The sequence below is a fragment of the Baekduia alba genome (assembly GCF_028416635.1).
GTDB classification, from domain to species: Bacteria; Actinomycetota; Thermoleophilia; order Solirubrobacterales; family Solirubrobacteraceae; genus Baekduia; species Baekduia alba.
Genome location: NZ_CP114013.1, coordinates 4343386 through 4368355 on the forward strand (window position 1 = coordinate 4343386; position 24970 = coordinate 4368355).

25 protein-coding genes and 2 pseudogenes are annotated in these 24970 nt (G+C 72.4%); 10 read left to right on the forward strand and 17 right to left on the reverse strand.

Annotated elements, in window-relative coordinates; genetic code table 11:
• Nucleotides 1-40 precede the first annotated feature (40 nt).
• The 5 genes and pseudogenes from DSM104299_RS21760 (at nt 41) to DSM104299_RS21780 (ending at nt 8881) form a co-directional block, all read left to right on the forward strand.
• Nucleotides 41-3085, forward strand: coding sequence for a helix-turn-helix transcriptional regulator (locus DSM104299_RS21760; RefSeq protein WP_272473759.1), 3045 nt, complete (start codon nt 41-43; stop codon nt 3083-3085).
• Between the two features lie 38 nt (nt 3086-3123).
• A complete protein-coding gene (locus tag DSM104299_RS21765) occupies nt 3124-4023 on the forward strand; it encodes an NAD(P)-dependent oxidoreductase (RefSeq protein ID WP_272473760.1) in 900 nt (299 codons plus the stop codon).
• Nucleotides 4024-4161: 138 nt separating this feature from the next.
• A complete protein-coding gene (locus DSM104299_RS21770; protein ID WP_272473761.1) occupies nt 4162-4869 on the forward strand; it encodes a DUF1802 family protein in 708 nt (235 codons plus the stop codon).
• Nucleotides 4870-4956: 87 nt separating this feature from the next.
• The gene (locus tag DSM104299_RS21775; protein WP_272473762.1) at nt 4957-5910 is read left to right on the forward strand and encodes a DUF1152 domain-containing protein; all 954 of its coding nucleotides are present in this window, start codon (nt 4957-4959) and stop codon (nt 5908-5910) included.
• A 344-nt stretch (nt 5911-6254) separates the two neighbouring features.
• Nucleotides 6255-8881: pseudogene (locus tag DSM104299_RS21780) on the forward strand (penicillin acylase family protein).
• Here the strand turns inward: DSM104299_RS21780 and DSM104299_RS29595 are convergent.
• The 10 genes and pseudogenes from DSM104299_RS29595 to DSM104299_RS21830 all read right to left on the reverse strand — a co-directional run.
• Nucleotides 8859-9075 (reverse strand): annotated as a pseudogene (locus DSM104299_RS29595) (MFS transporter); the annotation flags it as partial. The pseudogenes DSM104299_RS21780 and DSM104299_RS29595 overlap by 23 nt on opposite strands.
• A 241-nt stretch (nt 9076-9316) precedes the next feature.
• A complete protein-coding gene (locus DSM104299_RS21790; protein WP_272473764.1) occupies nt 9317-10189 on the reverse strand; it encodes an SDR family oxidoreductase in 873 nt (290 codons plus the stop codon).
• Nucleotides 10186-10608, reverse strand: a complete 423-nt coding sequence (locus DSM104299_RS21795) for a putative signal transducing protein (protein WP_272473765.1) — start codon at nt 10606-10608, stop codon at nt 10186-10188. Before DSM104299_RS21795 ends, DSM104299_RS21790 begins: the two co-directional genes overlap by 4 nt.
• 115 nt (nt 10609-10723) lie before the next feature.
• Nucleotides 10724-11137, reverse strand: a complete 414-nt coding sequence (locus tag DSM104299_RS21800) for a M67 family metallopeptidase (RefSeq protein ID WP_272473766.1) — start codon at nt 11135-11137, stop codon at nt 10724-10726.
• Nucleotides 11138-11220: 83 nt separating this feature from the next.
• Entirely contained in the window at nt 11221-11400 is a 180-nt protein-coding gene (locus tag DSM104299_RS21805) for a Sec-independent protein translocase subunit TatA/TatB (protein ID WP_272473767.1), read from the reverse strand.
• A 54-nt stretch (nt 11401-11454) separates the two neighbouring features.
• Nucleotides 11455-12429: a PLP-dependent cysteine synthase family protein gene (locus tag DSM104299_RS21810; protein WP_272473768.1), complete on the reverse strand. Its 975-nt coding sequence runs from the start codon at nt 12427-12429 to the stop codon at nt 11455-11457.
• Between the two features lie 101 nt (nt 12430-12530).
• Entirely contained in the window at nt 12531-12893 is a 363-nt protein-coding gene (locus tag DSM104299_RS21815; RefSeq protein WP_272473769.1) for a Na-translocating system protein MpsC family protein, read from the reverse strand.
• The gene (locus tag DSM104299_RS21820) at nt 12890-13141 is read right to left on the reverse strand and encodes a ubiquitin-like small modifier protein 1 (protein ID WP_272473770.1); all 252 of its coding nucleotides are present in this window, start codon (nt 13139-13141) and stop codon (nt 12890-12892) included. The genes DSM104299_RS21815 and DSM104299_RS21820 overlap by 4 nt, the downstream gene beginning before the upstream one ends.
• 47 nt (nt 13142-13188) lie before the next feature.
• A complete protein-coding gene (gene moeB / locus DSM104299_RS21825; RefSeq protein WP_272473771.1) occupies nt 13189-14373 on the reverse strand; it encodes a molybdopterin-synthase adenylyltransferase MoeB in 1185 nt (394 codons plus the stop codon).
• Nucleotides 14374-14413: 40 nt separating this feature from the next.
• The gene (locus tag DSM104299_RS21830) at nt 14414-15316 is read right to left on the reverse strand and encodes an alpha/beta fold hydrolase (protein WP_272473772.1); all 903 of its coding nucleotides are present in this window, start codon (nt 15314-15316) and stop codon (nt 14414-14416) included.
• 200 nt (nt 15317-15516) lie between these two features.
• Here DSM104299_RS21830 and DSM104299_RS21835 point away from each other — a divergent pair, with 200 nt between their 5' ends.
• From DSM104299_RS21835 to DSM104299_RS21850, 4 genes are all read left to right on the forward strand, one after another.
• Nucleotides 15517-16512, forward strand: a complete 996-nt coding sequence (locus DSM104299_RS21835) for a sensor histidine kinase (RefSeq protein WP_272473773.1) — start codon at nt 15517-15519, stop codon at nt 16510-16512.
• Nucleotides 16509-17141: a response regulator gene (locus DSM104299_RS21840; protein WP_272473774.1), complete on the forward strand. Its 633-nt coding sequence runs from the start codon at nt 16509-16511 to the stop codon at nt 17139-17141. Before DSM104299_RS21835 ends, DSM104299_RS21840 begins: the two co-directional genes overlap by 4 nt.
• A 78-nt stretch (nt 17142-17219) precedes the next feature.
• Nucleotides 17220-18296: a hypothetical protein gene (locus DSM104299_RS21845; RefSeq protein ID WP_272473775.1), complete on the forward strand. Its 1077-nt coding sequence runs from the start codon at nt 17220-17222 to the stop codon at nt 18294-18296.
• Between the two features lie 57 nt (nt 18297-18353).
• On the forward strand, nt 18354-18947 hold the full coding sequence (locus tag DSM104299_RS21850) for an SCO family protein (RefSeq protein WP_272473776.1): 594 nt from the start codon (nt 18354-18356) through the stop codon (nt 18945-18947).
• Nucleotides 18948-18950: 3 nt separating this feature from the next.
• On the opposite strand, the gene DSM104299_RS21855 is transcribed toward DSM104299_RS21850, so the two are convergent.
• The 6 genes from DSM104299_RS21855 to DSM104299_RS21880 form a co-directional block, all read right to left on the reverse strand.
• Nucleotides 18951-19190, reverse strand: a complete 240-nt coding sequence (locus DSM104299_RS21855; RefSeq protein ID WP_272473777.1) for a hypothetical protein — start codon at nt 19188-19190, stop codon at nt 18951-18953.
• A gap of 33 nt (nt 19191-19223) precedes the next feature.
• Nucleotides 19224-19388 carry a hypothetical protein gene (locus DSM104299_RS21860; RefSeq protein WP_272473778.1) on the reverse strand — a complete coding sequence of 55 codons (165 nt, stop codon included), beginning with the start codon at nt 19386-19388 and terminating at the stop codon, nt 19224-19226.
• The gene (locus DSM104299_RS21865; RefSeq protein WP_272473779.1) at nt 19388-20809 is read right to left on the reverse strand and encodes a hypothetical protein; all 1422 of its coding nucleotides are present in this window, start codon (nt 20807-20809) and stop codon (nt 19388-19390) included. The genes DSM104299_RS21860 and DSM104299_RS21865 overlap by 1 nt, the downstream gene beginning before the upstream one ends.
• Complete coding sequence (locus DSM104299_RS21870; protein ID WP_272473780.1) at nt 20806-21186, reverse strand: hypothetical protein; 381 nt, start codon at nt 21184-21186, stop codon at nt 20806-20808. Before DSM104299_RS21870 ends, DSM104299_RS21865 begins: the two co-directional genes overlap by 4 nt.
• 113 nt (nt 21187-21299) lie before the next feature.
• The gene (locus tag DSM104299_RS21875; protein ID WP_272473781.1) at nt 21300-22052 is read right to left on the reverse strand and encodes a hypothetical protein; all 753 of its coding nucleotides are present in this window, start codon (nt 22050-22052) and stop codon (nt 21300-21302) included.
• A 182-nt stretch (nt 22053-22234) separates the two neighbouring features.
• Nucleotides 22235-22984 carry a hypothetical protein gene (locus DSM104299_RS21880; RefSeq protein ID WP_272473782.1) on the reverse strand — a complete coding sequence of 250 codons (750 nt, stop codon included), beginning with the start codon at nt 22982-22984 and terminating at the stop codon, nt 22235-22237.
• A gap of 116 nt (nt 22985-23100) precedes the next feature.
• Here DSM104299_RS21880 and DSM104299_RS21885 point away from each other — a divergent pair, with 116 nt between their 5' ends.
• A complete protein-coding gene (locus DSM104299_RS21885; RefSeq protein WP_272473783.1) occupies nt 23101-23859 on the forward strand; it encodes a thioredoxin domain-containing protein in 759 nt (252 codons plus the stop codon).
• Here DSM104299_RS21885 and DSM104299_RS21890 read toward each other — a convergent pair.
• Nucleotides 23856-24929 (reverse strand): metallophosphoesterase, encoded by a 1074-nt coding sequence (locus tag DSM104299_RS21890; protein WP_272473784.1) that lies wholly within the window; start codon nt 24927-24929, stop codon nt 23856-23858. The two genes, DSM104299_RS21885 and DSM104299_RS21890, sit on opposite strands and share 4 nt — an antisense overlap.
• Nucleotides 24930-24970 lie beyond the last annotated feature (41 nt).

A 24970-nucleotide genomic window follows, 5' to 3' on the forward strand; every position in this document is an offset into this window, starting at 1 on the left:
CCTGACCGCTCGTCGCCGGTTGCGCGACAATCCCCCGGGCATGCCCGCCCGCGTGACCAGCGACGCCTTCATCGGGCGCCGCGTGGAGCTCGCTCAGCTCGACGCGGCGCTCACGAACGCCACGGCCGGATCGGCCGGCCTCGTCTTCGTCGCCGGCGAGTCCGGGATCGGCAAGAGCCGCCTCACCGATCACTTCAGCGAGCGCGCCAAGGCCGGCGGCGCGCGCGTCCTCTGGGGCGACTGCATCGACCTCGGCGACAGCGAGCTGCCCTATGCGCCGCTGGTCTCCGCCCTCCGCTCGCTCGTCCGCCAGGGCCATCCCGTCTTCGACGCGCTCGGCACGCAGCGCAGCGAGCTCGCCCGGCTACTGCCCGAGCTGGGCACGCCCGGCGACCTGATCGTCGAGCCGTACGCCGGCTCCGCCCAGGGCCGCCTGTTCGAGCTGCTGCTCGTCCTCTTCGAGAAGTTGTCGGAGGAGTCGACGGTCCTGCTGGTCATCGACGACCTGCACTGGGCCGACCGCTCCACGCGCGACTTCCTCGCCTTCCTGGCGCGCAACATCTGCCGCCAGCGGTTGTTGGTGGTGTCGACCTTCCGGATCGACGAGTTGCACCGGCGCCATCCGCTGCGCCCGTTCCTGGCCGAGATCGAGCGCACCGAGCGCGCCTCGCGCGTGCCCGTCGAGCGCTTCACGCCGGACGAGATCGAGGAGCAGGTCGCGGCGATCCTCGGGTCCAAGCCCGACGACGACCTGCTCGACCGCGTTTGGGCGCGGAGCGAGGGCAACCCGCTCTTCGCCGAGGAGATCCTGGCCGCCGAGCGCGAAGGCGACGGCACGCTGCCGGAGTCGCTGCGCGACGCGCTGATGCTGCGCGTCGAGGCGCTGGGCGACGTCACGCAGGAGGCGCTGCGCTGGGTCTCCGCCGCGCAGCGCATCGAGCACGACGTCCTCGAAGAGGCGAGCGGCCTGGATCCGCGCGAGCTGCGCGACGCGCTGCGCGAGGCGGTCGCCCACCACGTGCTCGCCTCGCAGTTCGACGGGCGCATCGCCTTCCGGCACGCGCTGTTGCGCGAGGCGGTCTACGACGACCTGCTGCCCGGCGAGCACGGCGAGCTGCACCTGCGCCTCGCGACCGTCCTCGAGGACCGGCTGAGCGGCACGCCGTCGGTGGGCCTGGACCGAGCCGCCGAGATCGCCCACCACTTCGACGCCGCCGGCGACCGGCCCGCGGCGCTGCGCACCGCGGTCCGCGCCGCGTACACCGCCGAGTGCGTCCACGCCGAGGGCGAGGCCGCGGTCTTCTACGAGCGTGCGCTGGTCCTGTGGGATCGCGTCGAGGCTCCCGAAGCGCTCGCCGGCTACGACCACGTCGAGCTCCTCGCGCGCGCGGCGAGCGCGCACCAATTCGACTACTCGCGCTGCATCCACCTGCTCAAGCACGCCCTGAACGAGCTCGATCAGGAGGCCGAGCCCGGCCGCGCCGCGCTCCTGCTCGAGCGCCTCGGCAAGGCGCGCTGGAACAGCGGCAAGGGCCAGATCGCGCTCGAGGCGTGGGACGCGGCGCTCGCGCTGCTGCCCGCCCAGCCGCCGAGCGAGGAGCGCGCCCAGCTGCTGGCCGCCAAGGCGTCCGGCCTGATGCTGTGGGGCCGCTACTCCGACGCGCTGGCGATGGCCGACGAGGCGCTCGAGGTCGCCGACGCGGTCGGCTCCCGCCGGGTCCGCACGCACGCCCTGAACACCAAGGGCGTGTGCCTGCGCGGCGGCGGCGAGACGTCGCGCGGCTTCGCGACGATCCGCGAGGCGATGGCGATGGCGCGCGCCGACGCCAACGTCGACCAGCTCCTGCGCGCGTACCTCAACCTCTCCGACGCGCTGCACCTCACGGGCGACACGCACGCCGCCCGCAAGCTCCTGATCGAGGGCCGCCGCGAGGTTCGCGAGCTGGGCCGCCACGCCAAGTGGCTGGCGATCCAGCAGGCCGAGATCGCCTACGACCTGGGCTTCTGGGACGAGGCCGACGAGCTCGTCCCGCTCGAGCTCGGGCGCGGGACGCAGGGCACGACCCGCGTCTTCTACGAGCTGACACGCGCGAGCCTGTCGCTCGGCCGCGGCGACAACGCCGACGCGCGCGAGCGCCTGGTGGTCGCGCGCGACCTCGTCGCGCGGTCCTACGAGCCGCAGTGGCACGCGCCGATCACGGCGATGCTCGCGGGCCTGGAGCGGCGCGAGCGCAACATCGGCGCGGCGCGCGCCGCGATCCGCACGGGCCTGGAGCGGCTGACCGACACCGAGGCGCTGGCCGACGGCGCGCGCCTGGCCCGGATCTACTCCTCGGCCGCCGGCGTCGAGGCCGACGCCGCCCAGCAGGCGCGCGACCTCGGCCGGCCCGAGGACGAGGCGGCCGCGATCGCCGCCGCCGCCGACTACGCGGACAAGACGCGCGAGGCCGCGTCGCGCCCGTTCGCGGCGGCGATGCCCGAGGCCGCCGCCATGGTCCTGGTCGCGGACGCCGAGGCGATGGCCGCGACCGGCACGCCCGACCCGGAGCTGTGGGCACGCGCTGCTGACGCGTGGGCCGCGATCGATCGGCCATTCCGGGTTGCGCGCGTGCGCTGGCGCGAGGCGGACGCCGCGCTGATGGCCGGCGACCGCGCGCGGGCCGAGGCCGCGGGCAGCGATGCGCTGGCGCTCGCGCAGCGCCTCGGCGCCGCCTGGGTCGTCGAGGAGCTGACGAGCCTGGCCCGCCGCGGCCGGCTGCGCTTCCAGAAGCCGCCGAAGGTGGTGCCGTCGGTCACCGCCACCGCCACCGCGGCCGCGGCCGCCGCGAGCCACGCCCTGCCCCTCGACCCGGCGGCCGAGCTCGGCCTGACCCGCCGCGAGCGCGACGTCCTCGCGCTCGTCGCCCAGGGCCGCACCAACCGCCAGATCGGCGAGGAGCTGTTCATGGCCGAGAAGACCGCCTCTGTGCACGTCTCGCGCATCCTCGCGAAGCTCGACGTGCGCAGCCGCACCGAGGCAGCCGCGGTCGCTCACCGCCTCGGCATCGAGGGCAGCGACGACGACACGCCGATTGCCGTGGCCTAGGCCGCGTACGCGTACGCGCACGCGCTAGGTTCGCCGCCATGACCACCATCGGCTTCCTCGGACTCGGCATCATGGGCTCGCGCATGGCCGCGAACCTCCAGCGCAACGACCTCGCGGTCTCCGCGTGGACGCACAGCGTCGGCAAGGCCGAGGCGTGGGCGGCGCAGCACGAAGGAGCCACTGCGGCCGCGACGCCCGCGGAGGCGGCGGCCAACGCCGACATCGTCATCTCGATGGTCGTCGACGGCGCCCAGGTCCGGTCGATCCTGCTCGACGGCGACGACGCCGCCGCGTCCGGCGCGCGCCCCGGGACGCTGTTCGTCGACATGTCGACGATCGCCCCCGCCGACGCCCGCGCGATCGGCGCAGAGCTCGCCGCCCGCGGCCACCGCTTCGTCGACGCGCCGGTCACCGGCTCGTCGCCCCGTGCCGAGGACGGCACGCTGACGATCATGGCCGGCGGCGAGGACGACGACATCGCCCGCGCGCAGCCCGCGTTCGCGGCGATGGGCGAGACGATCGTGCACGTCGGCGCGCTCGGCCACGCGCAGACCATCAAGCTCATCAACAACGCGGTCTCCGCCGCCAACGCCGCGACGCTCGCCCAGGCGCTGGTCATGGGCGCCGGCACCGGCGTGGATCTCGAGGCGCTGACCAAGATCCTGGCCGCCGGGTCGGGCAACTCGACGATGGTCGGACTCAAAGCGGCACCGATGCGTCAGCACGCTTACGCGACGTTGTTCAAGACCGATCACATGCTCAAGGACGTGCGCCTCTGCCTGGAGGAGGCGCAAGCCGCCGGCGTGCCCTTTCCCGCTGCAAGCGCCGCGCGCGACGCGCTGGTCGGGGCGGTCGGCCGGGGGTACGGCGACGCCGACTTCGCGGCCATCGTGGAGTGCTTCGAGGGCCTGGCCGGTCTGCGCATCGGGGACGTTTGACCGCACGTAGACGTTCAATTTGAGCGTCTACGCGCCAACTATGTCCCGAAGGAAACGCGGATTTAGCAGGACGATTTTGGGATCTTCACATCCCATGCCACAATCGAGGTCCTTCCCGCGGCGTGCCACCGGGTACCGGTGAACACGCCACGCGCCGGGCCGCCTGTGTCCGGCGCGGCGGGATTTCTGTCGTCACCTACCTCTGAAACCCCCTCTATGCCTATTGCGATCAAGGAATGGGCGGTCACTGTCCGCGCGCTCGCCGAAGGCGAGCAGCTCGTCACCCTCCGCAAGGGCGGCGTCGGCGAGCCGAGCCGGAACTTCAGCCTCGAGCACGACCGCTTCTTCCTGTACCCGACGTTCGACCACCAGCGCTACGACCTGGTGCGTGACTCGCACCAGCCGGAGCTTCGCCGCGCCCTCGAAGAGGGCGTCTGGCCGGATGGTGAGCCGCCGCTCCATGCGCTGACGCGCGATGGCGGCATCGGCCAGCCCGACCGCGTGCGGATCCGCGCGTGGGCGGAGGTCACCGCCAGCTGGACCATCACCGACCCCCGGTCGGTGGGAGAGCTGTCCCCCTACTACGTGTGGACGACCGACTACGCCGAGAAGCGCCTGGCGTGGAAGCGTCGCCACCCGCTGCATGTCGTCCTGCTGCGCACCTACCGCATCCCGCGGCCGGTGACGGTTCGTGTCAAGGACGAGTTCGGTGGCTGTCGCTCGTGGCTCGAGATCACGCGCGACCTGCCCTTCGAGGGCACCCCGGTGCTGTCGGACGACGAGTTCGACCGTGCCCGTGAGCAGATCTCCGAGATCTGCGACGCGCGTGTCCCCGCGCTGGTCTAGAGGTCCTAGATCAACTTGCAGGACCCTGAGGTGACTGGGGAGCGGCGGCGAGCAGAGGAGGAGGTCGCCGCCGCTTCTCGGATTCCCGTGTCTCCGCAGGCCTCCGAGGCCGTGCGGCGGTGCGCCGCCGCTTCTCGGATCCTCGTCGTCGGCATCGGCGGCGGAGGCGACGTCGCGGGCGCCCTGGCGTTCGGCGAGGCCGCCCGTGCGCTCGGCACCGGCTTCGTGGTCGGCGGCCTGACGTGGGAGCGCCGCCCCGTCGACCCGCTGCCCGGCCCGCGCCGCCTCGACGAGGTCGTGGACCTGGCCGGGACGCTGCACGCGGCGGTCGGCCTCGCCGGCCCCGACACCGCCGGCCCCGGCGGCTTCCGCTTCTGCGAGAGCGACATGGCGGCCTTCCTGGGCGAGCCGGTCGTGCTGCTGGACCCCAACCCGGGGCCGGCGGCGATCGCCGCCGGGCTGGACGCCGCCGCGGCCGCGCTCGCGTGCGACCTGGTGGTCCTGCTCGACGTCGGCGGCGACGTGCTCGCCCACGGCGAGGAGTCTGGGCTGGCCTCGCCGCTGGCCGACGCGACCGTCCTCTCCGCCGCACCGGCGATGGCGACGCCGACGCTCGCCGCCGTCTTCGGCATCGGCTGCGACGGCGAGCTGACGCCCGACGAGGTGCTGGAGCGCCTCGCCGAGGTCGACGCTGCCGGCGGCGGCCGCGGCGACCTCCCGCTGCCGGCTGCCGCCCTGGACCGCGTCGAGGCCTCGCTGGAGCACGTCACCACCGAGGCCAGCGCCATGGCCGTCCGCTGCGCCCGCGGCGAGACCGGACGCGCCCCGATCCGCGACGGCCGCCGCACCGTGCCGCTCACCGCCGCCGGCGGCCGCCTGGTCTGCTTCGACGCGGGGATCGCGATCCACTCCGCCGCCCGCCTCGCCCTGGCCGTCGGCGACGCGCCCTCGCTCGAAGCCGCGCAGAGGATCCTTGCCGCCCGCGGCGTCCGCACCGAGCTCGACTACGAGCGCGACGCGGCCGCCGCCGCGGCGGGCTGAGCTACGCGTCCGCTCCGCGGCGCAGCGCGGCCGGCGGACCGGCGCGTCCCGAGTGAGGAACCGCTAGTTTCCCGACGACGGGTGGGTCGGTCCGCCTAGGGAGAAGCTGCATGCGAGGTCCAAGGGTCGCCGCGGTGGTCGCGGCTGCCGTCCTGTCGGTCGCCACCGGCGCGCCGCTGGCGCACGCCGGCGTGCCCGTGCCGCCGTACGGCACCAACGACGACAGCGGCAACGGGTTCCACGACATCCTGCCGCCGGGGACCAACGGCCTGGCGAACCTGGTCCAGCTCGGCTCGTTCCTCACGACGGGCCAGCGACCGCGGCACAACAGCGACCAGCTGAGCATGTACGCGGACCTCGTCCGCGCGACGCCCGGCCTGAAGGCCTCGCAGCTCTCCAACTACTACAAGGACTCCACCTTCGGCGTCCGGCCCAACGACGTCGCCTCGACGGTCTCGCCGCGCGCCGACCTGACGATCGTCCGCGACAAGGGCTTCGGCGTCCCCCACATCTACGGCTCGACGCGCAGCGGCGCGATGTTCGGCGCCGGCTACGCCGCCGCGCAGGACCGCCTGTTCTTCATCGACGTGCTCCGCCACCTCGGCCGCGGCGAGCTGTCGTCGTTCGCCGGCGGCGCGCCCGGCAACCGGGCGATGGACCAGGAGCAGTGGTCGCTGGCGCCCTACACCGAGGATGACCTCCAGCGCCAGATCGACCAGTTCGACGACCTCTACGGAACCGAAGGCAAGCAGCTCCAGGACGACCTGAGCGACTACGTCGCCGGCATCAACCAGTACATCGACGAGGCCAAGATCGACCTCACCAAGATGCCCGGCGAGTACGCGGCGACCAACCACCCGCTCGGCCCGGACGCGTGGAAGGGCACCGACATCATCGCCACCGCGTCGCTGGTCGGCGCGATCTTCGGCAAGGGCGGCGGCCAGGAGCTCGCGATGTCGCAGTTCCTCCAGCGCCTCCAGGACCGCTTCGGCGACGCCGACGGGCGCAAGCTCTGGACCCAGCTCGCCGCCTTCGACGACCCGGACGCGCCGACGACCGTCAAGGGCAAGACCTTCAACTACCAGCAGCCGGTCGCCAAGCCGGCCAAGGGCGCCGAGGTGCTGCCCGACGAGGGCTCGCTGCAGCCCGAGCCGATCGTGAGCGCCGGGACCGACGCCGCCGGCGGCGCGGCCGGCGACGGCGGCGCCTCGACCACCGCTCCCCCGCCCACCGTCCCTGGGCTGCCGAGCCTTCCACTGCCGGGCGGCACCGATCCGACGGGCGCCGTCACCGGCGCGGTGAGCGGGGCGGTCGGCGCCGTCGGCGGCATCATCAACGCGGTCACCGGCCTGCTCCCCACGCCGTCGGGCCTCGGCGGCCTGATCTCGCTGCCCAAGTCCACCTCCAACGCGCTGGTGGTCTCGGCGGCCAAGTCGAAGTCCGGCCATCCGCTGCGGTGTTCGGCCCGCAGGTCGGCTACTTCTCTCCGCAGATCCTGATGGAGGAGGACATCCACGCGCCGACGGTCGACGCGCGCGGCGCCGCGTTCGCCGGCGTCAACCTGTTCGTCCAGCTCGGCCACGGCCGCGACTACGCGTGGTCGGCGACCTCCGCCGGCCAGGACATCATCGACACCTTCGCGGTGCCGACCTGCCAGGACGACATGCACTACGAGTTCCGCGGCCAGTGCCTCCCGGTCGAGGTCCTGGAGCGCACGAACACCTGGCTGCCCAACCTCGCCGACCAGACCGCGCCCGGCACGCAGACGCTGCGCGTCCTGCGCACGAAGCTCGGCATCGTCCGCGCCCGCGGCGCGGTGAAGGGCAAGCCGGTGCTGTTCACCTCGCTGCGCAGCACCTACATGCACGAGGTCGACTCCGCGCGCGGCTTCGCCGACTTCAACAACCCCGACAAGGTCAAGGACGCGAAGTCGTTCGCCAAGGCGGCGGCCAAGATCGGCTACACGTTCAACTGGCTCTACGCCGACGACAAGGACATCTCCTACTACAACAGCGGCAACAACCCGGTCCGCGCGCCCGGCACGACCGGGCAGCTGCCGATGAGCCCGGACAACACGTGGAAGGGCTGGAACCCGGACACGAACGTCGCGGACTACACGCCGCCCGACGAGCACCCGCAGGTCGTCAACCAGGACTACATCACCTCCTGGAACAACAAGCAGGCCAAGGGCTTCGCGGGCGCCGACAGCAACCTGTTCAGCTCGGTGTTCCGCTCGCAGATGCTCGACAAGCAGGTCGACGCGCGCCTGAAGGACGACAACAAGCTCGACCTGCCCGGCCTCGTCGACGCGATGGAGGAGGCCGGGACCACCGACCTGCGCGGCCAGGAGGACCTGCCGCTCGCGCTGAAGGTCATCGGCACCCCGACCGACCCTGACCTCAAGGCCGCCGTCAAGACCCTCAAGGCATGGGTCAAGGCCGGCACGCAGCGCCGTGACAAGAACGACGACGGCGTCTACGACAACGCCGACGCGGTCCGGATCATGGACGCATGGTGGCCGAAGTGGATGAAGGCCGAGTTCCAGCCGACGCTGGGCACGACGCTCTTCTCCACGCTGCCCCACGAGCAGGACAACGCCCCCAACAACCACGGCGACCACCTCGGCTCGGCCTACCAGGAGGGCTGGTACGGATACGCCAAGAAGGACCTCATGGACGTCCTGGGCGAGACGGTCACGGAGCCCTACGCCCGGACGTTCTGCGGCAAGGGCGTCCTGGCCGACTGCCGCCGGGCGCTGCGCCAGAGCCTCAAGGAGGCGCTCGCGGTGCCGGCGTCGCAGCTCTACTCGGGCGACGCGACGTGCGCCAAGGACAAGCACGACGGCGACCAGATGTGCTTCGACAGGGTGTCGTTCCGCGCCCTGGGCGGCATCACGCAGCCGCTGATCCCCTGGATCAACCGGCCGACCTACCAGCAGGCCGTCGAGATCACGGGGCACCGACCGCGGTAGCGGCCTCCGCGGCGGCGCGCTCGGCCACCGCCAGCACGATCAGGCCGGTCGCGGTCATCGCCGCGCCGGCGCAGATCGGCGCGCGGTAGCCGAGGCCGGCCGAGATCGTCAGGCCGCCGAGCCAGGCGCCGAGCGCGTTGTCGACGTTGAACGCCGATGTTGGTCCCCGAGGCCAGCGTCGGCGCGTCCGCGGCCACCGCCCCAGCCGAGGATCGTGATCGCCAGCGACAGCCACACCTGCGGGTGAGCGAACACGCCGACCTCGGCGCGCAGCGACGGGGCGGCCGCGCCGGCGGCGCGGGCGCGCCGGCCCACGCTCGCCGGCACCAGCAGCGCGAGCCCGACCGGCGCGGCGACGCCGATGACGACGTTCGCCCTCGCACCGCTCGTCGTGGCGCTCGGAGCGCTGGCGCCCGCGCCGGCGCGCGCCCCCGCCTAGGCCTTCAGGTGCGCCCAGGCCTCCGGGTGCGCCGCCAGCCACGCGGGGAGGGCGATCGGCGGATGGCCCGCGATGCGCTCCACGGCGTCGCTCACCACGTCCATCTCCCCCGTGCCGACCGCCACGTAGGACGTCACCCAGCCGTCCTTGAGGTAGTCCGGCGCGTCGACGTGGGCGCGCGACTCGTAGGCGCCCTGGACGCTCTGGTTGCGGAACGTGATCGCGCGGCCGGTGAGCTCGGACAGGCGCTCGGCCGCCCAGGCCAGCGTCTGCGCCTCCGGGCCGGTCAAGGTGTAGGTCTCGCCGTCGTGCGATCCGTCCTCGGCGAGCAGGACGGCCGTCGCCACGTCGGCGACGTCGTCGCGCGCGACCCAGGCGACCCGCCCCTCGCCCGCGGGCCCGCGGATGACGCCGTCCTCGCCCACCAGCGCCGGCACGAAGTCGGCGTACTGCGAGTCGCGCAGGAACGTCCAGGCCGCGCCGCTCTCCCTGACGAGCTGCTCGGTCGCGTGGTGATCCTGGGCGAAGGTGAACGTCGCGTCGGGGTCGGCGCCGAGGAACGACGTGTAGACGATGCGCGTCACGCCCGCGTCGATCGCCGCGCGCACGGCGTGCGCGTGCTCGACGACGCGATCGGCGGCCTCGCGCGCCGACACGAGCAGCAACGTCGAGCAGCCCGCCAGCGCCTCGGCCAGCTCCGTCTGGTCGCGGTAGCCGCGCGGCCCCATCGCCACCGCCTCGAAACCGCGGACCGCCTCGACCCGCGCGAGGTCGCGCACGACCAGCCGCGGATGCGCGCCCGCGGCCACCAGCCGCCGGGCGACGCGCGAGCCGACACCGCCCGTCGCGCCCGTCACCGCGATCTTCACACCAACAGCTCCGTCCCGATCCAGGCGATGATCGCCACCAGCACCAAGGCACTCAACAACCCGGCGAGCACGCGCTGGGCGGAGTCGCGCCCGTCGGAGGCGCCCGGGCTCGGCAGCAGCTCGGCCTGCAGGAGCACCTCGCGAGCGACCGCGACGCCCGAGCGCGGCACCAGCACGTCGCGCGGCCCGGCGGCCAGCATGTCCGGCACGTCGAACCCGGCCGAGCGCTTCAGCATCGACGGCACGCCCTCCTCGAGCAGGAGCCCCTGGATCAGCTCGGCCTCGGACTGGTTGCGCCCGGCGGCGACCTTCGTCAGCTCGCCCTCGCTCAGCTGCGGCTTGATCTTGCGGGCACGCGCCTGGCGGGCGGTGACCTCGACGTCGCCGCCGCCGACCACGCCCGCGTAGACGAGCGGCATGCCGCAGTCGCGGCAGAAGCGCTCCTCGAGAGGATGAGGCGTGGCGCAGGCCGGGCAGACGAGCGGATCAGGCCGCTGGGGCTCGATTGGCCGATCCCGAGCCATTATGGGCCACCTAGGCTCGCGGCCATTCGGCGTCGACCCGGACCTCGACCTCGGCCACCGTGCCGTCCGGGTCGATGCGCCAGTTGCGCACCTCCGGCGCGTCGCCCGCGACGCCGACGATGAGCCACTCCACGCCGGGCCAGTTGGCGGCGAAGTTCACGTCGGTCTGCGACGGGCGCGGCGCCGAGCGCGTGTGCGAGTGGTAGATGATCGCCGAGCGACCGTCCTCGTCGCCGACCTCGGCGAGCGTCAGCAGGTCCGCGGGCCCGACCTCGAAGCGGAACGGGCTGTGCGCGATGTTCTCCACCGGCACGATCGCCTCGGCTACGCCGTCGCGCAACCAGACGAAGCCGCAGCACTCGTCGGGCGCATCACGCTGCGCGTGATCGACGATCTGCTGCAGGAGGTCCGGGGCGATCTGCATCGGCACCGCACGATACCGCTGCGGGTTTCGCCCCCTGGGCGAACACCCGCTAGGGAACCTCGCCCCCTGGGCGAGCGTTTCCCCTATTCGCTCTTGATGGCGGGCTTCTCGTCCTGCTCGTCGTGCATGCCGTTGAGCGAGTCCTTGAACTCACGCATGCCCTTGCCCATGGCGCGGCCCGCTTCGGGCAGCTTCTTGGGGCCGAGGACGATCAAGGCGATGACGAGGATGACGATGAGCTCGGGAAATCCGACGCTGGGCATGAGTGCAGTCTCGCAGACCGGTGTTAGCGGATGGTGTTGATCCAGTATCGGCAGCTACCACCACACGGTGGAGTCGAGGTTCGCGACCTCGTCCACCGGCAGCGTGTAGATGCCCGACGAAAGGTACTTCCAGCCGTCGTCGCAGACGATGAACACGACGTTGCCCTCGTCCATCTCGTTGGCGATGCGCACGGCGATCGACGCGATCGCGCCCGAGGAGACGCCGGCGAAGATGCCCTCCTCGTCGAGCAGCTTGCGCGTCCAGATGATCGCGTCGCGGTTCGTGACGAAGATCTTCCGGTCCAGGACCGAGAGGTCGATGATCGGCGGGATGAAGCCATCGTCCAGCGAGCGCAGGCCCTGCACGGGCTCGCCCTGCATGGGCTCGGCGGCGACGATCTTGACGGCGTCGCCGAGCTCCTCCTTGAAGCGCCGGCCGTTGCCCATCAACGTGCCGCCGGTGCCGAGGCCCGCGACGAACGCGGAGATGTCGCCGTCGAGCTCCTGGAGGATCTCCGGCGCCGTGCCCTCGTAATGGGCGCGCGGGTTCGCGGCGTTCCCGTACTGGTAGGGCATGTAGTAGGAGGCGTCCTCCTCGGCCATCTTCAGCGCCATGGCGACGGCCCCGTTGGAGCCCTGGTTGCCCGGCGAGTAGACGATCTCGGCGCCGTACATCTTCAGCAGCTGCGTGCGCTCGGGCGTCACGTTGTCGGGCATGACGACCTTCAGCTTGTAGCCCTTGCGGCTGCAGATCATCGCGAGCGAGATGCCGGTGTTGCCCGACGTCGGCTCGAGGATCGTCATGCCGGGGCCGATCGCGCCCTTCTCCTCAGCGTCCTCGATCAGCGCCCGCGCGACGCGGTCCTTGACCGAGCCCGTCGGGTTGTGGGACTCCATCTTGGCCCAGATGCGCACGCCCGGCTTGGGCGACAGGCGACGCAGCTCGACCAGCGGGGTGTTGCCGATCGCCTGGACGATGTCGCCGTAGCGACCACCGCAGGGCCGGTTCTGAAGAGGCGGGACAGCCATGACTTCACGAAATATAGCGACGGTCCGCGGCGCCGACACGGCCCACGGGCGAACCCGCCACTGCCCCGACGGCAATTACGGAACGGACGCCGCCTGGGCGGTCATTCCGCGGGCTCGAGGAGGAACATCTCCACGAACCGGACGGGCTCGAACAGCACCTGGCTGTGGTAGGTCAGCACGGGGCGCCCGACGATCTCCGCGACCGCGCCGGTGATGCGGTCGCGCATGATCTCCTGGAACTCCAGCCGCACGCCGCGCACGAGGTCGTGCTTGCCCGCCGCGAGGAACGTCTCCTCGTTGCGGGTCAGGCCGCCCTCCATGACGCAGAAGACCCAGTCGTCGTTGAAGTAGGTCTTCGCCGCCGTCGGCCCCTTCCCGTAGAACTCCTTGAAGAGGCCGACGATGGCGTTGGAGATGGCGGCGCGGCGGCCGCCGGGATCCACCGAGGAGGTCGGCTCGCTCACGCCCCGCCGGCCATGGCCGGCAGGATCACGAGGCTGTCACCTTCGCCGACGGGCGTCGTCAGCCCGTCGAGGACCCGCACGTCCTCGTCGTTGAGGTAGACGTTGACGTAGCGGTTGAGCTCGCCCTCGGCGCCGAAGAGCTGCCCGCGGGTGTCGGGGTGCGCGCTGGCGAGGCCCTCGAGGACCTCGCCGACGGTCGCGCCGTCGGCGCTGACCTCACGCTCGCCGCCCACGGACGGGCGCAGCACAGGGGGAATGCGGATCGTTGCCATAGCTGTGTGGGGACCCTAGTCGACTAACCGGCCGCGGCGCAGAACGCCTCGTAGTCCGGGAAGACGCCCAGCTCGTCGTCGCCGATCTCGTCCGGCGCGCGCGAGCAGATCGGGCATTCCGGGTCGCGGCGGACCTTGAGCTCGGTGGTCGTGGCGCCGAGCGCGTCGTAGATCAGCAGGCGGCCGATCAGCGGGTCGCCCTCGCCGATGATGAGCTTGACGACCTCGGTGGCCTGGAGCAGGCCCATCGTGCCGGGCAGCACGCCGAGGACGCCGTTGGCGCCGCAGGACGGCGCGAGCTCGGCCGGCGGCGGCTGGCGGAACAGGCAGCGGTAGCACGGGCCGTCGTAGGGCGCGAACACGCTGAGCTGGCCCTCGAAGCCGAGGATCGCGGCCGACACGACCGGGATCTTCAGCCGCACCGAGGCGTCGTTGAGCAGGTAGCGGGTCGGGAAGTTGTCGACGCCGTCGACCACGATGTCGTAGTCCTTGATGATGTCGACGATGTTCGAGGCGTCCAGGCGCGTCTCGTACTTGCGCACGACGACGTCCGGGTTGAGGTCGTTGATCGCCTGCTCGGCGGAGTCGACCTTCGCGACGCCCACGCGCGACGTCGCGTGGATGACCTGGCGCTGGAGGTTGGAGACGTCGACGACGTCGTCGTCGACGATGCCGAGCGTGCCGACGCCGGCCGCCGCGAGGTACAGCGCGGTCGGCGAGCCGAGGCCGCCGGCGCCCAGCAGCAGGACCTTCGCGTCGAGCAGCTTCTGCTGGCCCTCGACGCCGACCTCCGGGAGCAGGAAGTGGCGCGAGTAGCGCTGGCGCTGCTCGGGCGTGAACGTGCGCGGGACCTCGACGGTGTAGCCGCGGTCCTTCCACAGCGTGTAGCCGCCGGTCATCGACTCCACGCGCTCGTAGCCGAGCTGCTCGCGCAGCGTCTTGGCGGCGAGCGCGGAGCGGTTGCCGGAGGCGCAGTAGAGGATCACGCGCGCGGAGCGGTCGGGGGCGGCGCCCTCGATCCGGGACTCCAGGTGGCCGCGGGTGACGAACTTGGCGCCGGGGATGTGCCCGGCGTCCCACTCGTCGCTCTCGCGGACGTCGACGATGACGACGCCGTCGGCGCCCAGGACCTCGCTCACCGCGGAGGGGTCCACTTCGTCGATCTCGGCCTTGACCTGCTTGATGTACTCGGCGCCTGAGGGGCTCATCGGGGTCCTAATCACCTGAACGTCGGTCGGATTTCGCGCTTCAGAAAGTGTAGCGCGCGATCGCGTCGTAGATGCGCGGCATGTGCCGCTCGAAGAGGGACACGTGCCCTTCCTCCTCGAAGAACGTCAGGCGCGCCCCGGGAACGTGGGCCGCGAGCCACTCGCCGTGGGCCGGCGGGACCATGAGGTCGTGCCGCCCGTGCCAGATCTCGACGGGCACGTCGCCGCGCCGCGGCGCGCGGACGTCGAAGCCCCAGCCGGAGACGAACGCGAGGTCGTCGTCGATCCAGCCGCCGGCGCCGGCCGCCAGGCTGTGGTGCAGGACCCGGACCCAGTCCTCCGCCAGCGCGTCGGTCAGCACCGAGGCGTCGACCGGCGACAGGACGGTCCTCATCGCGGGGACGACGTCCGCGACGCGCGCGTGGGCGAGCGCGTCCGGGCCGTCGCCCAGGTAGGCGACCAGCGGCTCCTCGCCCTCGATGGCCGCGCGGAACTCCGCGATGTTCTCCGAGCCCATCCCGGCCAGCCAGTCCAGGCCCTCGGCGTCGAACGGCGCCACGCAGGAGATGCCCATCGCCGCCACGCAGCGGTCGCCGAGCCGCGCCGCGCAGGCCAGCGCGTGCGGCCCGCCGCCCGACGAGCCCCAGGTCGCGAAGCGCTCGACGCCGAGCGCGTCGAGGATCGTCACGACGTCGTCGGCGACGTCGGCGACGACGCGACCGCGGTGGCGATCGGAGCCGCCGTAGCCGGCGCGGTCGAACGCGATCAGCCGCAGGCCGCGCTCGGCGGCGCGCGCGTGGCTGACGTCGCTGACCAGCCCGCCGCTCGGCGAGCCGTGGTGGACGACGACTGCTCGGCCGGCCGGGTCGCCGGCCTCGTGCACGAGCAGCGTGCGGCCGTCGGGCGTGGCGACGGCGATCGGGGAGGTCTGGATCCCGGCCATTGCAGAACGAGACTAAACCGCTGCGGGGATGCCGTGGCGGTGGAGGTCACCGCCCATCTGGAGCGCCCCCCGGCGCCAGATGGACGGTGCCTCGCCACGATGCCTTGCCGGAGACCACGCTTCGAGGCTCCAACCGGGACTTGCTGCACGAGGAGTATCGGGTTTGGCGCCAGCGGCCGATATGGGGTCTAGACCCCAACATGCGCAAGCCCACGCTCGCCACCCAGATCCTCGCGATCAACGCCCTCCTGATCGTCGCCACGGCCGCGGCCGCGATCGCCGCCGCGCGCCTGTCGCTCGACGACGTCGTCGGGCGCCGGCAGGCGCTCGTGCTCGTCGCCGGCATCCTCGGGATGGTGCTGGTCAACAGCGTCGTGCTGCGGCGCCGCTTCGCGCCGCTGGACAAGCTGATCGACGTCATGGAGCGGATCGACCTCGCCAGCCCGGGCCAGCGCGCCGACGTGCCCGAGGCCGACTCCGAGGACGTCGTGCGCCTCGTGCAGGCGTTCAACCGGATGCTCGGCCGCCTGGAGGACGAGCGGAGCCGGACGGCGGCCGCCGTGCTCCACGGCCAGGAGAGCGAGCGCGCGCGCGTCGCGCGCGACCTGCACGACGAGTGCAACCAGGCGCTGACGGCGGTCCTGCTGCGGCTCGAGGCCCACGTGCACGACGCGCCGGCCGGCCTGCAGGCCGAGCTGCGCGAGACCAAGACGGTCGCGATCGCCGCGATGGACGAGCTGCTCCGGCTGGCGCGGGAGCTGCGCCCCGCCGCGCTCGACGACCACGGCCTCGAGGCCGCGCTGCGGACCCAGATGCAGCGGTTCTCGGACACGACGGGCGTCCCGGCCACGCTGCGCTGCTATGACCCGCTCAACGATCTCGCCGACCATGAGCAGACCGTGGTCTACCGCGTCGTGCAGGAGTCCCTGTCCAACATCACCCGTCACGCCCGCGCCGCCAGCGTCGTGGTCGAGGTCGGCCGCGACCACGGCCGGCCGGTCGTCCGGATCGTCGACGACGGCGTCGGCTTCTCGACGCTGGAGGACTCCGACGGCATCGGCCTGGTCGGCATGCGCGAGCGGGCACGCCTGGCGCGTGGCCGGCTCCAGGTCACCTCGGCGCCGGGCCGCGGCACCGCGGTCGAGCTGCGTCTGGACCGCGACCTGTGGCTCGCGTCGGAGCAGGAGGCGGCGTGAGGCTGCTGATCGCCGACGACCACGGCGTCGTGCGCGGCGGGCTCAAGCTCCTGCTGGAGCGCCAGCCCGACATGGAGGTCGTCGCGGAGGCCGGCGACGGCGCCGAGGCGGTCGAGCGCGCCGTGGTCGAGCGGCCGGACGTCTGCATCCTCGACGTCACGATGCCCAAGCTCACCGGGCTGCAGGCCGCCCGCGAGATCAAGGCCCAGGCGCCGGACACCGCCGTGCTGATCCTGTCGATGCACGACGACGAGCGCTACCTCTTCGAGGCGCTGAAGGCCGGCGCCGGCGGCTACGTCCTCAAGATGGAGGCCGACCAGTTCCTCGTCGACGCCGTCCGGGCGGTCGTCCGCGGCGAGCCGTTCCTGACCAACGCCGCGCAGCGCCAGCTCGTGCGCGAGTGGATCGCCGACGACAGCTCCGGACCCGCCGAGCCGCTGACGCCGCGCGAGCAGGAGGTGCTCAAGCTGATCGCCGAGGCGCACACCAACCGTGAGATCGGCGAGATCCTGCACCTCGCCGAGAAGACCGTCGAGTCGCACCGCGGCAACCTCCTGCGCAAGCTCGGGATGCGCGATCGGGTCGAGCTCGTGCGGTACGCGATCCGCCGCGGGCTGATCGAGCCGTAGCGCGGCGGCGCCACGGCCAACGTCCGCGCAACACGCCGTGACGACACCGGCTTGGCTGATGGGTCATCCTTAAGGGTGGTGAGCGAGCAGCAGGAGCATCCCGAAGGCGCCGTCGCGGCGCAGGAGCCGACCCAGCCGGTCGCTGAGGAGCCGACGACCGAGGCCCCGGCCGCCGCCGAGCAGGCGCCCGCCGTCGACCCGCCGCCGGCCGCCGAGGCCCCCGCGCAGGCGGAGCCCGAGGCGCCGACCGAGCCCGAGGCCGAGGCCCAGCCCGAGACGCCGGCCGAGCCCGAGGCTCAGGCCCAGCCCGAGACGCCGGCCGAGCCCGAGGCTCAGGCCCAGCCTGACCCGCCGGCCGCGTCCGGCGCCGACGAGCCCGTCGGCCCCAAGATCGTCGGCGTCGCCAAGGAGCGGACGCTGCCGGTCGTCAAGAAGCGGCTCCAGGAGAAGCCCAAGCGCGAGCCGCTCCCGTGGCCCGAGCTGCGCGCCGCGGTCGCCGCCACCCGTGACGAGCTCGACGTCAACGAGCTCAAGGAGCTCTTCCGCTCCTTCCCGGAGAAGCTGCGCACCGAGGTCACCGAGAACGTCCGCGGCTTCAAGAAGGGCGCGCGCCGCCCCGTCTCCCAGCACGCCGCCAAGCAGCTGGCCCGCGCCGCGCACACCGCGCGCCGGATGAAGAAGAACTCGCACCCCTCGGGCGAGGTCGCCGAGGCGCTCGGCCAGGCGATGGCCGCCGAGCTGATCGCGTCGCTGGAGCCCGAGAAGGCCGCGCAGGTGATCCTGCCCAAGCGCGACCTGCTCGAGCGCGAGGCGCGCCAGGCCCAGCGCCGCGCCCGCGACGAGGAGGACAAGCGCCGCGACGAGCAGCGCCGCAAGCGCCGCGACGACGCCCGTCAGAGCCGCCAGCAGACCTCGTTCGGCGGCGGCTTCGCCGGCGCCAAGATCCAGGGCCTGGACCAGATCGCCGCGCTGTTCGCCGAGCCGGAGCAGGAGGCCGTCGAGCCCGAGACCCCCGCTGCAGAGCCAGATGCGCCGGTCACCCCGGCGACGACGGCCGAGAACCCTGAGCCTCAGGTCGAGGGTGAGGTTGGCGCCGAGACGGCCGCTGAGACGCCCGAGACCGGCTCCGCCCCGCAGCCCGACGACGCGGCTTAAGGCCGCGTTCTCCGGTCACGGCCGGAGCGCCTGGAACGACCGCCTAGCATGACCGAGATGCCCGTCCGCGCCCGCCTCGCGCTGATGCTGGCCGCCACGTTCGTGCTGCTCGGCGCCTTGGCGGTCGTCCTCTTCGCCGGCGACAAGAAGGACGCCGGCGGCGCCGGCTTCGACGGCGCGCTGCGCCCGCCGGGCATCCCGCCGATCGCGTTCTCGCTCAAGGACCAGGACGGCAAGGCCGCCACGCTGGCCCAATACCGCGGGCAGCCGGTGATCCTCACGTTCATGTACTCGACCTGCCGCGACACGTGCCCCCTCACGGCGCAGCAGATCAAGGGCGCGCTCGACCAGGTCGGCAAGACGATCCCGACGCTCGCGATCTCCGTCGACCCGGCCAACGACACGCCGCTCAACGCGCGCCGCTTCGTCAACCAGCAGGGCCTGACCAAGCGTATGCGGTTCCTGCTCGGCGACCGCGCGCAGCTCGCGCCGATCTGGAAGGCCTACGGCATCCGGCCGCAGGGCAAGGCCTTCGAGCACTCCGCCTACGTCGTGCTCGTCGACGGCAACGGCGTCCAGCGCGTCGGGTGGCCGGTCGACAAGATCACCCCGGAGGGCCTGGCCCATGACCTCCGGCTGCTCGGCGCCTAGCGGCTAGCCCGCCTCGAGCAGCGCGTCGAGCGCCGCGTCGGCCCGGTCGGCCGCCGCGCGATAGCGGAGGTAGCCGTCCAGGCCCGGCTGCTCGCGCCAAGCGGCGTAGGCGTCGTCGGCCTCGTCCTGGGCGGTGCGCCGCACCTCCTTGAGGACGTTCCCGCCGCCACGGCGCTGCTTGACGACCAGCGCACGCGAGTCGTCCAGGCCGCGCAGGAGGTTGTGGAGCTGTCGCACGGTCATGGCTCCACGGTCCTACCCCGCGGGCCGGACGGCCTACGTGGTGATGTCCGGCTCCGGCTCCCCGTCCTCGTCGGGGCCCTCGCGCTTGTCCTTCCAGCTCTGGTAGAGCAGCGCGCCGACGACGATCAGCACCGGCGCCAGGTACAGCAGGCCCGCGAACCAGTGCCCCGCGTGGGCGAGGATCAGCGCGGCGGCCATCACTGCTGCGCCGCCGCCGACAGCAGCCAGAGGCCGAGGCTCGTGAAGCAGACCATGACCGCCAGCATCCAGTACTGGGACCGTGTCGCGTCGCGCGCCTTCTGGAACAGCGCGAGGGCGCGGTCGTGCGCGAGCGTCAACCCGGCGACGTGCCCGAGCACGAGCGCGGCGACCTGGACGTACCAGATGCCGGTCGCGCTGATCCACGTGTAGTTGATGGTCGTCTGCGCGCCGCCGAAGTAGTCGTGGCCCTGGCCGAGCGGGTCGGAGAGCAGCGGCACGATCGCCTGGCCCTGGTAGGCGACCAGCGAGAAGTAGTGGGCCAGCACGTAGGCGAACGCGATCGGGATCAGCGTGTGGGCGAACTGGCGCGACAGCTCGTCGGTCGGCAGCCGCCGGCCGACCGTGTGCATGCCCATGACGCCCAGCCGGTACAGCCCGCCGATCAGGCAGCACATCACGACGATGCCGACGGTCCCGGCCGCCTCCAGCGCGTGCTCGGCGTTGAGGCCGAGGCTGCCGAAGAAGTCCTGCAGGTGCGGCACGATCGAGTTCCACGTCGTGCCCTGCGAGAAGCCGTCGAAGCTCGTCGTCCCGATCATCACGCACAGCAGCGCGACCGTGCCGGCGACCGGCGCGAGCTTCGGGCAGCCGGCGAGCACGGGGCGCGTGGCCAGGCCGCCGTCGCGCCAGTGCAGCGGCGAGATCCGGGCGAACATCCCGAAGTAGACGCCGAACGCGTCGCCGCGCTTGGACCACGCCTCGACGCCGTACAGGCTCATCCCGACCAGCTGCGTCGCCGCGTAGGCCAGCGCCATGATCGCCAGCGTCGACGGATCGTCCTTGTTGGAGTAGACGAGCTCGACCCAGGCGAAGACCAGCACGCCGATCACCGCCGGCCAGCGCCCCAGCCACTTCGGGTAGGGCAGCGGGTCGATGCCGTCGGCCATGCCCGTGCGCTGGGCGAGCCAGCCGGTCGCCTTGCCGACCGCCAGCCACGGGTTGATCGCGCGGAAGACGTCGCCGAAGACGACGCTGACGAACGGGATCACGACCCAGAAGTAGACGTAGATGACCGTCGGCAGGATGTTGGCCGTGGCGGCCTGCGTGCCGGCGAAGCCGGCGTACATGCAGTACACGAAGAACGCGACGCCGAGCGCGCCGGCCAGGATCTCCAGCGCCAGCGGGACGTCGAAGCGCCGGCGCTCGGTCACGTCCTGCAGCCGCGGCGTCGCCCACAGCACCGCAAGGCCGACGAACGACGCGACGAGCACGACCGCCGCCGCCCACGCGAACAGCCAGCGCGGGATCGGCAGGTCCTGCTTGCCGACCAGGCCGTGGGCCGAGGCGCTGGCCGGAAGCGCGAGCGCCAGCGCGGAGGCGCTCGCGAGCAGGCCCGCGCGGCGACGCACCACGATCACGACGGGTCGACCTCGACTTCGGCGATCTGGGTCTTGTGGTCCTCGAGCTCGACCACGAAGCGCCCTTCGATCGTCGCCGGCACGTCGAACGTGACCTGGCCGCCGGCCTTGACGTCCTGGTGGACGTCGTAGCCGTGGAAGTGGATCTCGTCGGTCGTGTCGGACTTGACCGTGAAGTGGATGGTCCCGCCCTTGGCGAACCGCAGCTTCTGCACGCCGCCGACGGGCTTGGCGTCCTTGACGGTGACGGTGTTGGAGGTCGGGGAGCCGCTGTCCTTGGACTTGTCGTCGTCGCCGCCGCTGCTGGCGACGATCAGCGCGACGACGAGGACCACGACGGCTCCGACGACGATCCCGATGCGGGCGCGAGAGGACATGCGCAACAACCTAGGGGACCGGCGCCCGCCCCGTCGCAGCGGGGCGGGCGCCGCGGTTTGTGCAGGCGACCTTCAGACGTGCGCGGGCGCCACGGCGCCGCGCGCCGCCGGCGTCAGCACCGGCCGAGCGTCTTCTGGGCCGGGAACGACGCGCCGGTCTCGTCGGTGAACGTCACGACGAGGTCGCGGTCGGCGTCCTTGCAGCCCGTCGACTCGATGTAGCCGACCTTCTTCTTGCCCTTCTTGACGACGATCCGGTTGAGCGTCGCCTCGGCGTGGACGACCGTGATGTCGAGGCCGACCTGGTGGCGCAGCATCTCGGGCACCGTGAACCGCAGGCCGGCGAACTCGCCCTTGGTCACGTACTGCATGTCGATCGCCTGGCGCAGCGCGACCGGGCACGTGGCCAGCTCGGAGCTGACGAACAGCGTCGCGTGCCCCTTGCCGCCGTTGTAGAGCTCGAGCGTCGCCTGGCACGGCGAGGCCGAGGACGCCGGCTGGCCGGCCGCGCCGATCAGCGCGTCGAGCCGGCCCGCGCCCATCTTCGAGCCCTTCGGGCAGACGTCGGGCGTCGGCGTCGCCGGGGTGTTGATCTTGTCGGCCGAGCAGCCCGGGATCAGGCCGGTGTTCAGCCGCCCGCCCTCGTACATGATCGAGTACGTCTGCACCGGCGGGGACTGGTTGCCGGACGGGTCGGCGACGTCGAACGTGAAGCTCAGGCCGCCGGGCTTGGGCTTGGCCTTCGTGCCGCCGTGGACCGACACGGTGCCGCCGACGGTGAACGTCGTCGTGGACTGCGCGACGGCAAGGGCCGTCAGGCCGAGCACCGCGAGCGCGGTCACGGCCAGCACGCGGATGGTGCGCACGCTGCCTTCTCCTCCTGCTGGGAACTACGGGACGCGCCTACCCTCCTCGGCCGCGGCCCTTGGCGTCCTTAGGACATCCGTCCAGCTCAGGGGTCCCCAGAAACGTCGAGGGGCGGACCTTTCGGTCCGCCCCTCGAGAACTGCGGGACAGCGTGATGCCGTCCGACGTGCGATGCGTCAGATCAGCAGTTGCCAGCCGCAGCGGACGTCTTCGAGGCGGTGCCGCCCTCGTCGGTGAACGTCACTTCGACCTGGCGCTTGCTGCCGGACTTGCAGCCCGTGCCGTCCGAGTAGAACAGCGCCTTCTTGCCCTTGCCGATCTTCTTGATCGTCGAGGTGACCTGCGTGATGCCCGAGTCCAGGCCGGTGACCGGGTGCAGCAGGACGGGCGGGACCGTGAAGGTCAGCGCGCCGCCGGTGCTGTCGGTGGTCAGCTTGGCGTCGATCGCCTGGGAGATCGGGGCGATGCAGTCAGGCGACTGGCCGTGCAGGTAGAGCGCGAGGCTCTTCGCGCTGCCCGCGTAGATGTCGAGCTTCAGGTTGCACTTGTTGCCCGGGTCGATCGCCTGGCCGGCGGCGCCGACGAAGGCCTTGACCTCGCCCGTGCCGACGTGCGTCTTGGACGAGCAGCCGGAGTCCGAGCTGGCCTTGTTGATCGTGGCGGCCGAGCAGTACTTGCCGTTGGCGACGTACTTCGGCGACGACTTCAGACCCTGGAAGTGGATCTTGTACGTCTTGACCGGGTTGGTCAGCGTGCCGTCGTCGGCCTTGATCGTGTAGTTGAACTGGACGCCGACTTCCTTCGGCTTCGACTTCGTGCCGCCGCTGGCGATCTTGCCAGTGACCGAGTACTGGTTGGTACCGGCGAGGGCGACAGCGGTGAGACAGAGCATCGCGGCCAGGGCGGCCACGACGAGAGAGACCTTGCGCAAAGCTTCTCCTCCAAGAGATTCGCGGGACGGGAGCGCAGCTTATCCAGAACCTGGAGTGCGCGAGAGTTGCGGTCCCGTGCAAACAAATCGCGGGCGCTGCTACCGTCGCCGGCGCTTTGCGCGTCCCGACCGACACGATCGCCGCCCCGATGTTCCCGGCGAGCCTCAAGTGGCTCAACGTCGCGACGCTGCGGATGGACAAGCAGCGCGGGCGCCCGGTGCTGCTGGAGTTCTGGGACTTCTGCCGCCCCGCGTCGCTGCGCACGCTGCCCTACCTGAAGGCGTGGCACGAGCGCTACGCCGAGGCCGGCCTACGCGTCATCTCGGTGCATGCGCCGGGCTTCCCGCCCGGGCGCGACCCCGAGGTCGTCGCGGCCGCCGTCGAGCGCCTGGGCATCGAGCATCCGGTCCTGCTCGACACCGACCTGCAGCTCTGGCAGATCTACGAGAACCAGGGCTGGCCGTCGCGCTACCTGTTCAACCAGGACCTGCGGCTGTTCGAGGTCCACTTCGGCGAGGGCGGCTACCACGAGACCGAGGCGGCGATCCAGGAGCTGCTCGGCATCGAGGGCGCCGCGCCGCTGCCCTACGTCCATCCCGAGGACGACCCGGACGCGCGGATCGTCGTGCCGACCGCCGACGTCGAGGGTCCCTACTCCGGGCCCTATGAGGCGGGCGCGGTGTGGGCGGTGCTCGAGGGCGAGGGCGAGATCGTGGTCAACGGCGCCACACACGCGGTCGACGACGCCGGCGCGCAGCTGCTCGTCGCCCACGACCACCACGAGGCCGGCGTGCTCGAGCTCGAGGTCGGCGCCGGCGTCCTCTGCCACGCGGTCTGCTTCACCCCGGGCCTCGCGCCCGCCGACGCGAGCTAGTCGGTCAGCAGGCGCAGCAGCCGCGGCGGGCCGTCGTCCTCGACGAGCACGGCGCCGCCCGGCCAATACGGGCTGTGCATGCCGTCCGCGCCGGTGAACGACGGCTCGTCGACCCAGCTGCCGCTGTTGTGCAGCCAGGCGCCCGACGGCGTGCGCCACTCGGTGACGTCGTCGGCCGGCAGCGGCCCGGTGCGGTGGCTGTGGCCGAAGACGACGTGCTCGGCGCCGACGCCGAGGCGCGCGACGACCTGGCCCATCGCGTCGATCGCGTTGCGGCGCAGCGCGTCGCCGGACAGGTCGCTGCTCACGGGGCCGATGCCCAGCAGGTTGACGCCGCGGATCCCGATCGGGAACGCGGCGGTGAGCAGCCGCACCCGGACCGGGCGGTGGCCGTCGCCGCCCTGGAGCATGGTGTAGGCCTTGCCCGCGCGGCCGGCGCCCGCCCCGACGCGCCCGTCGCCGGCGCGCTGCGCCGAGGCGTGGATCCACGCGTAAAGCGGCGCGACGATGCGCTCGTAGTCCTCGGCGGTCGCGGTCGGCTCGGGCACCGGGTCGACCATCCGGCTCATCACGCCGGCCGCGAGGCGCTCGAACGTGGGCACGGTGCCGTGCGGATCGAGGTAATGGCCATGGGTCGCCCAGACGTCGTCGCGCAGCCAGATGCCGGGATAGGACACGTCGACGACGCGCTCCGGCGCCCCGAGCCACCGCGCGACGTGGCGCGCCAGCGGCGAGGCCGTCTGCGGCTTGACGGTCGCCTCCAGCCCGAGCGGCTTGGCGCGCGCGTCGAGCCACTGCGCGGCCAGCGCGTAGTCGTGGTTGCCGGGGACCAGGACGACGGACGCCTCCGGCGCCAGCGCGGCGCCGACGGCCTCGATCACCGGCTGAGCGGCCGCCAGCGCGTCGCGCGCGGGGCCGTGGCGGAGCTCCAGCGTGTCGCCGAGCAGGACGAGGCGGTCGACGCCGTCCAGCGCCGCGGTCAGCGCCGCGAGCGCGGCCGGGTCGTGGCGCAGCACGTCGACGCCCGTGCGGCCGCCGAGGTGGAGGTCGGAGACGACGAGCGTGCGCATGCGGCCGCGAGGCTACCGGGCGGGCGGGCCGGGTTCGCCTG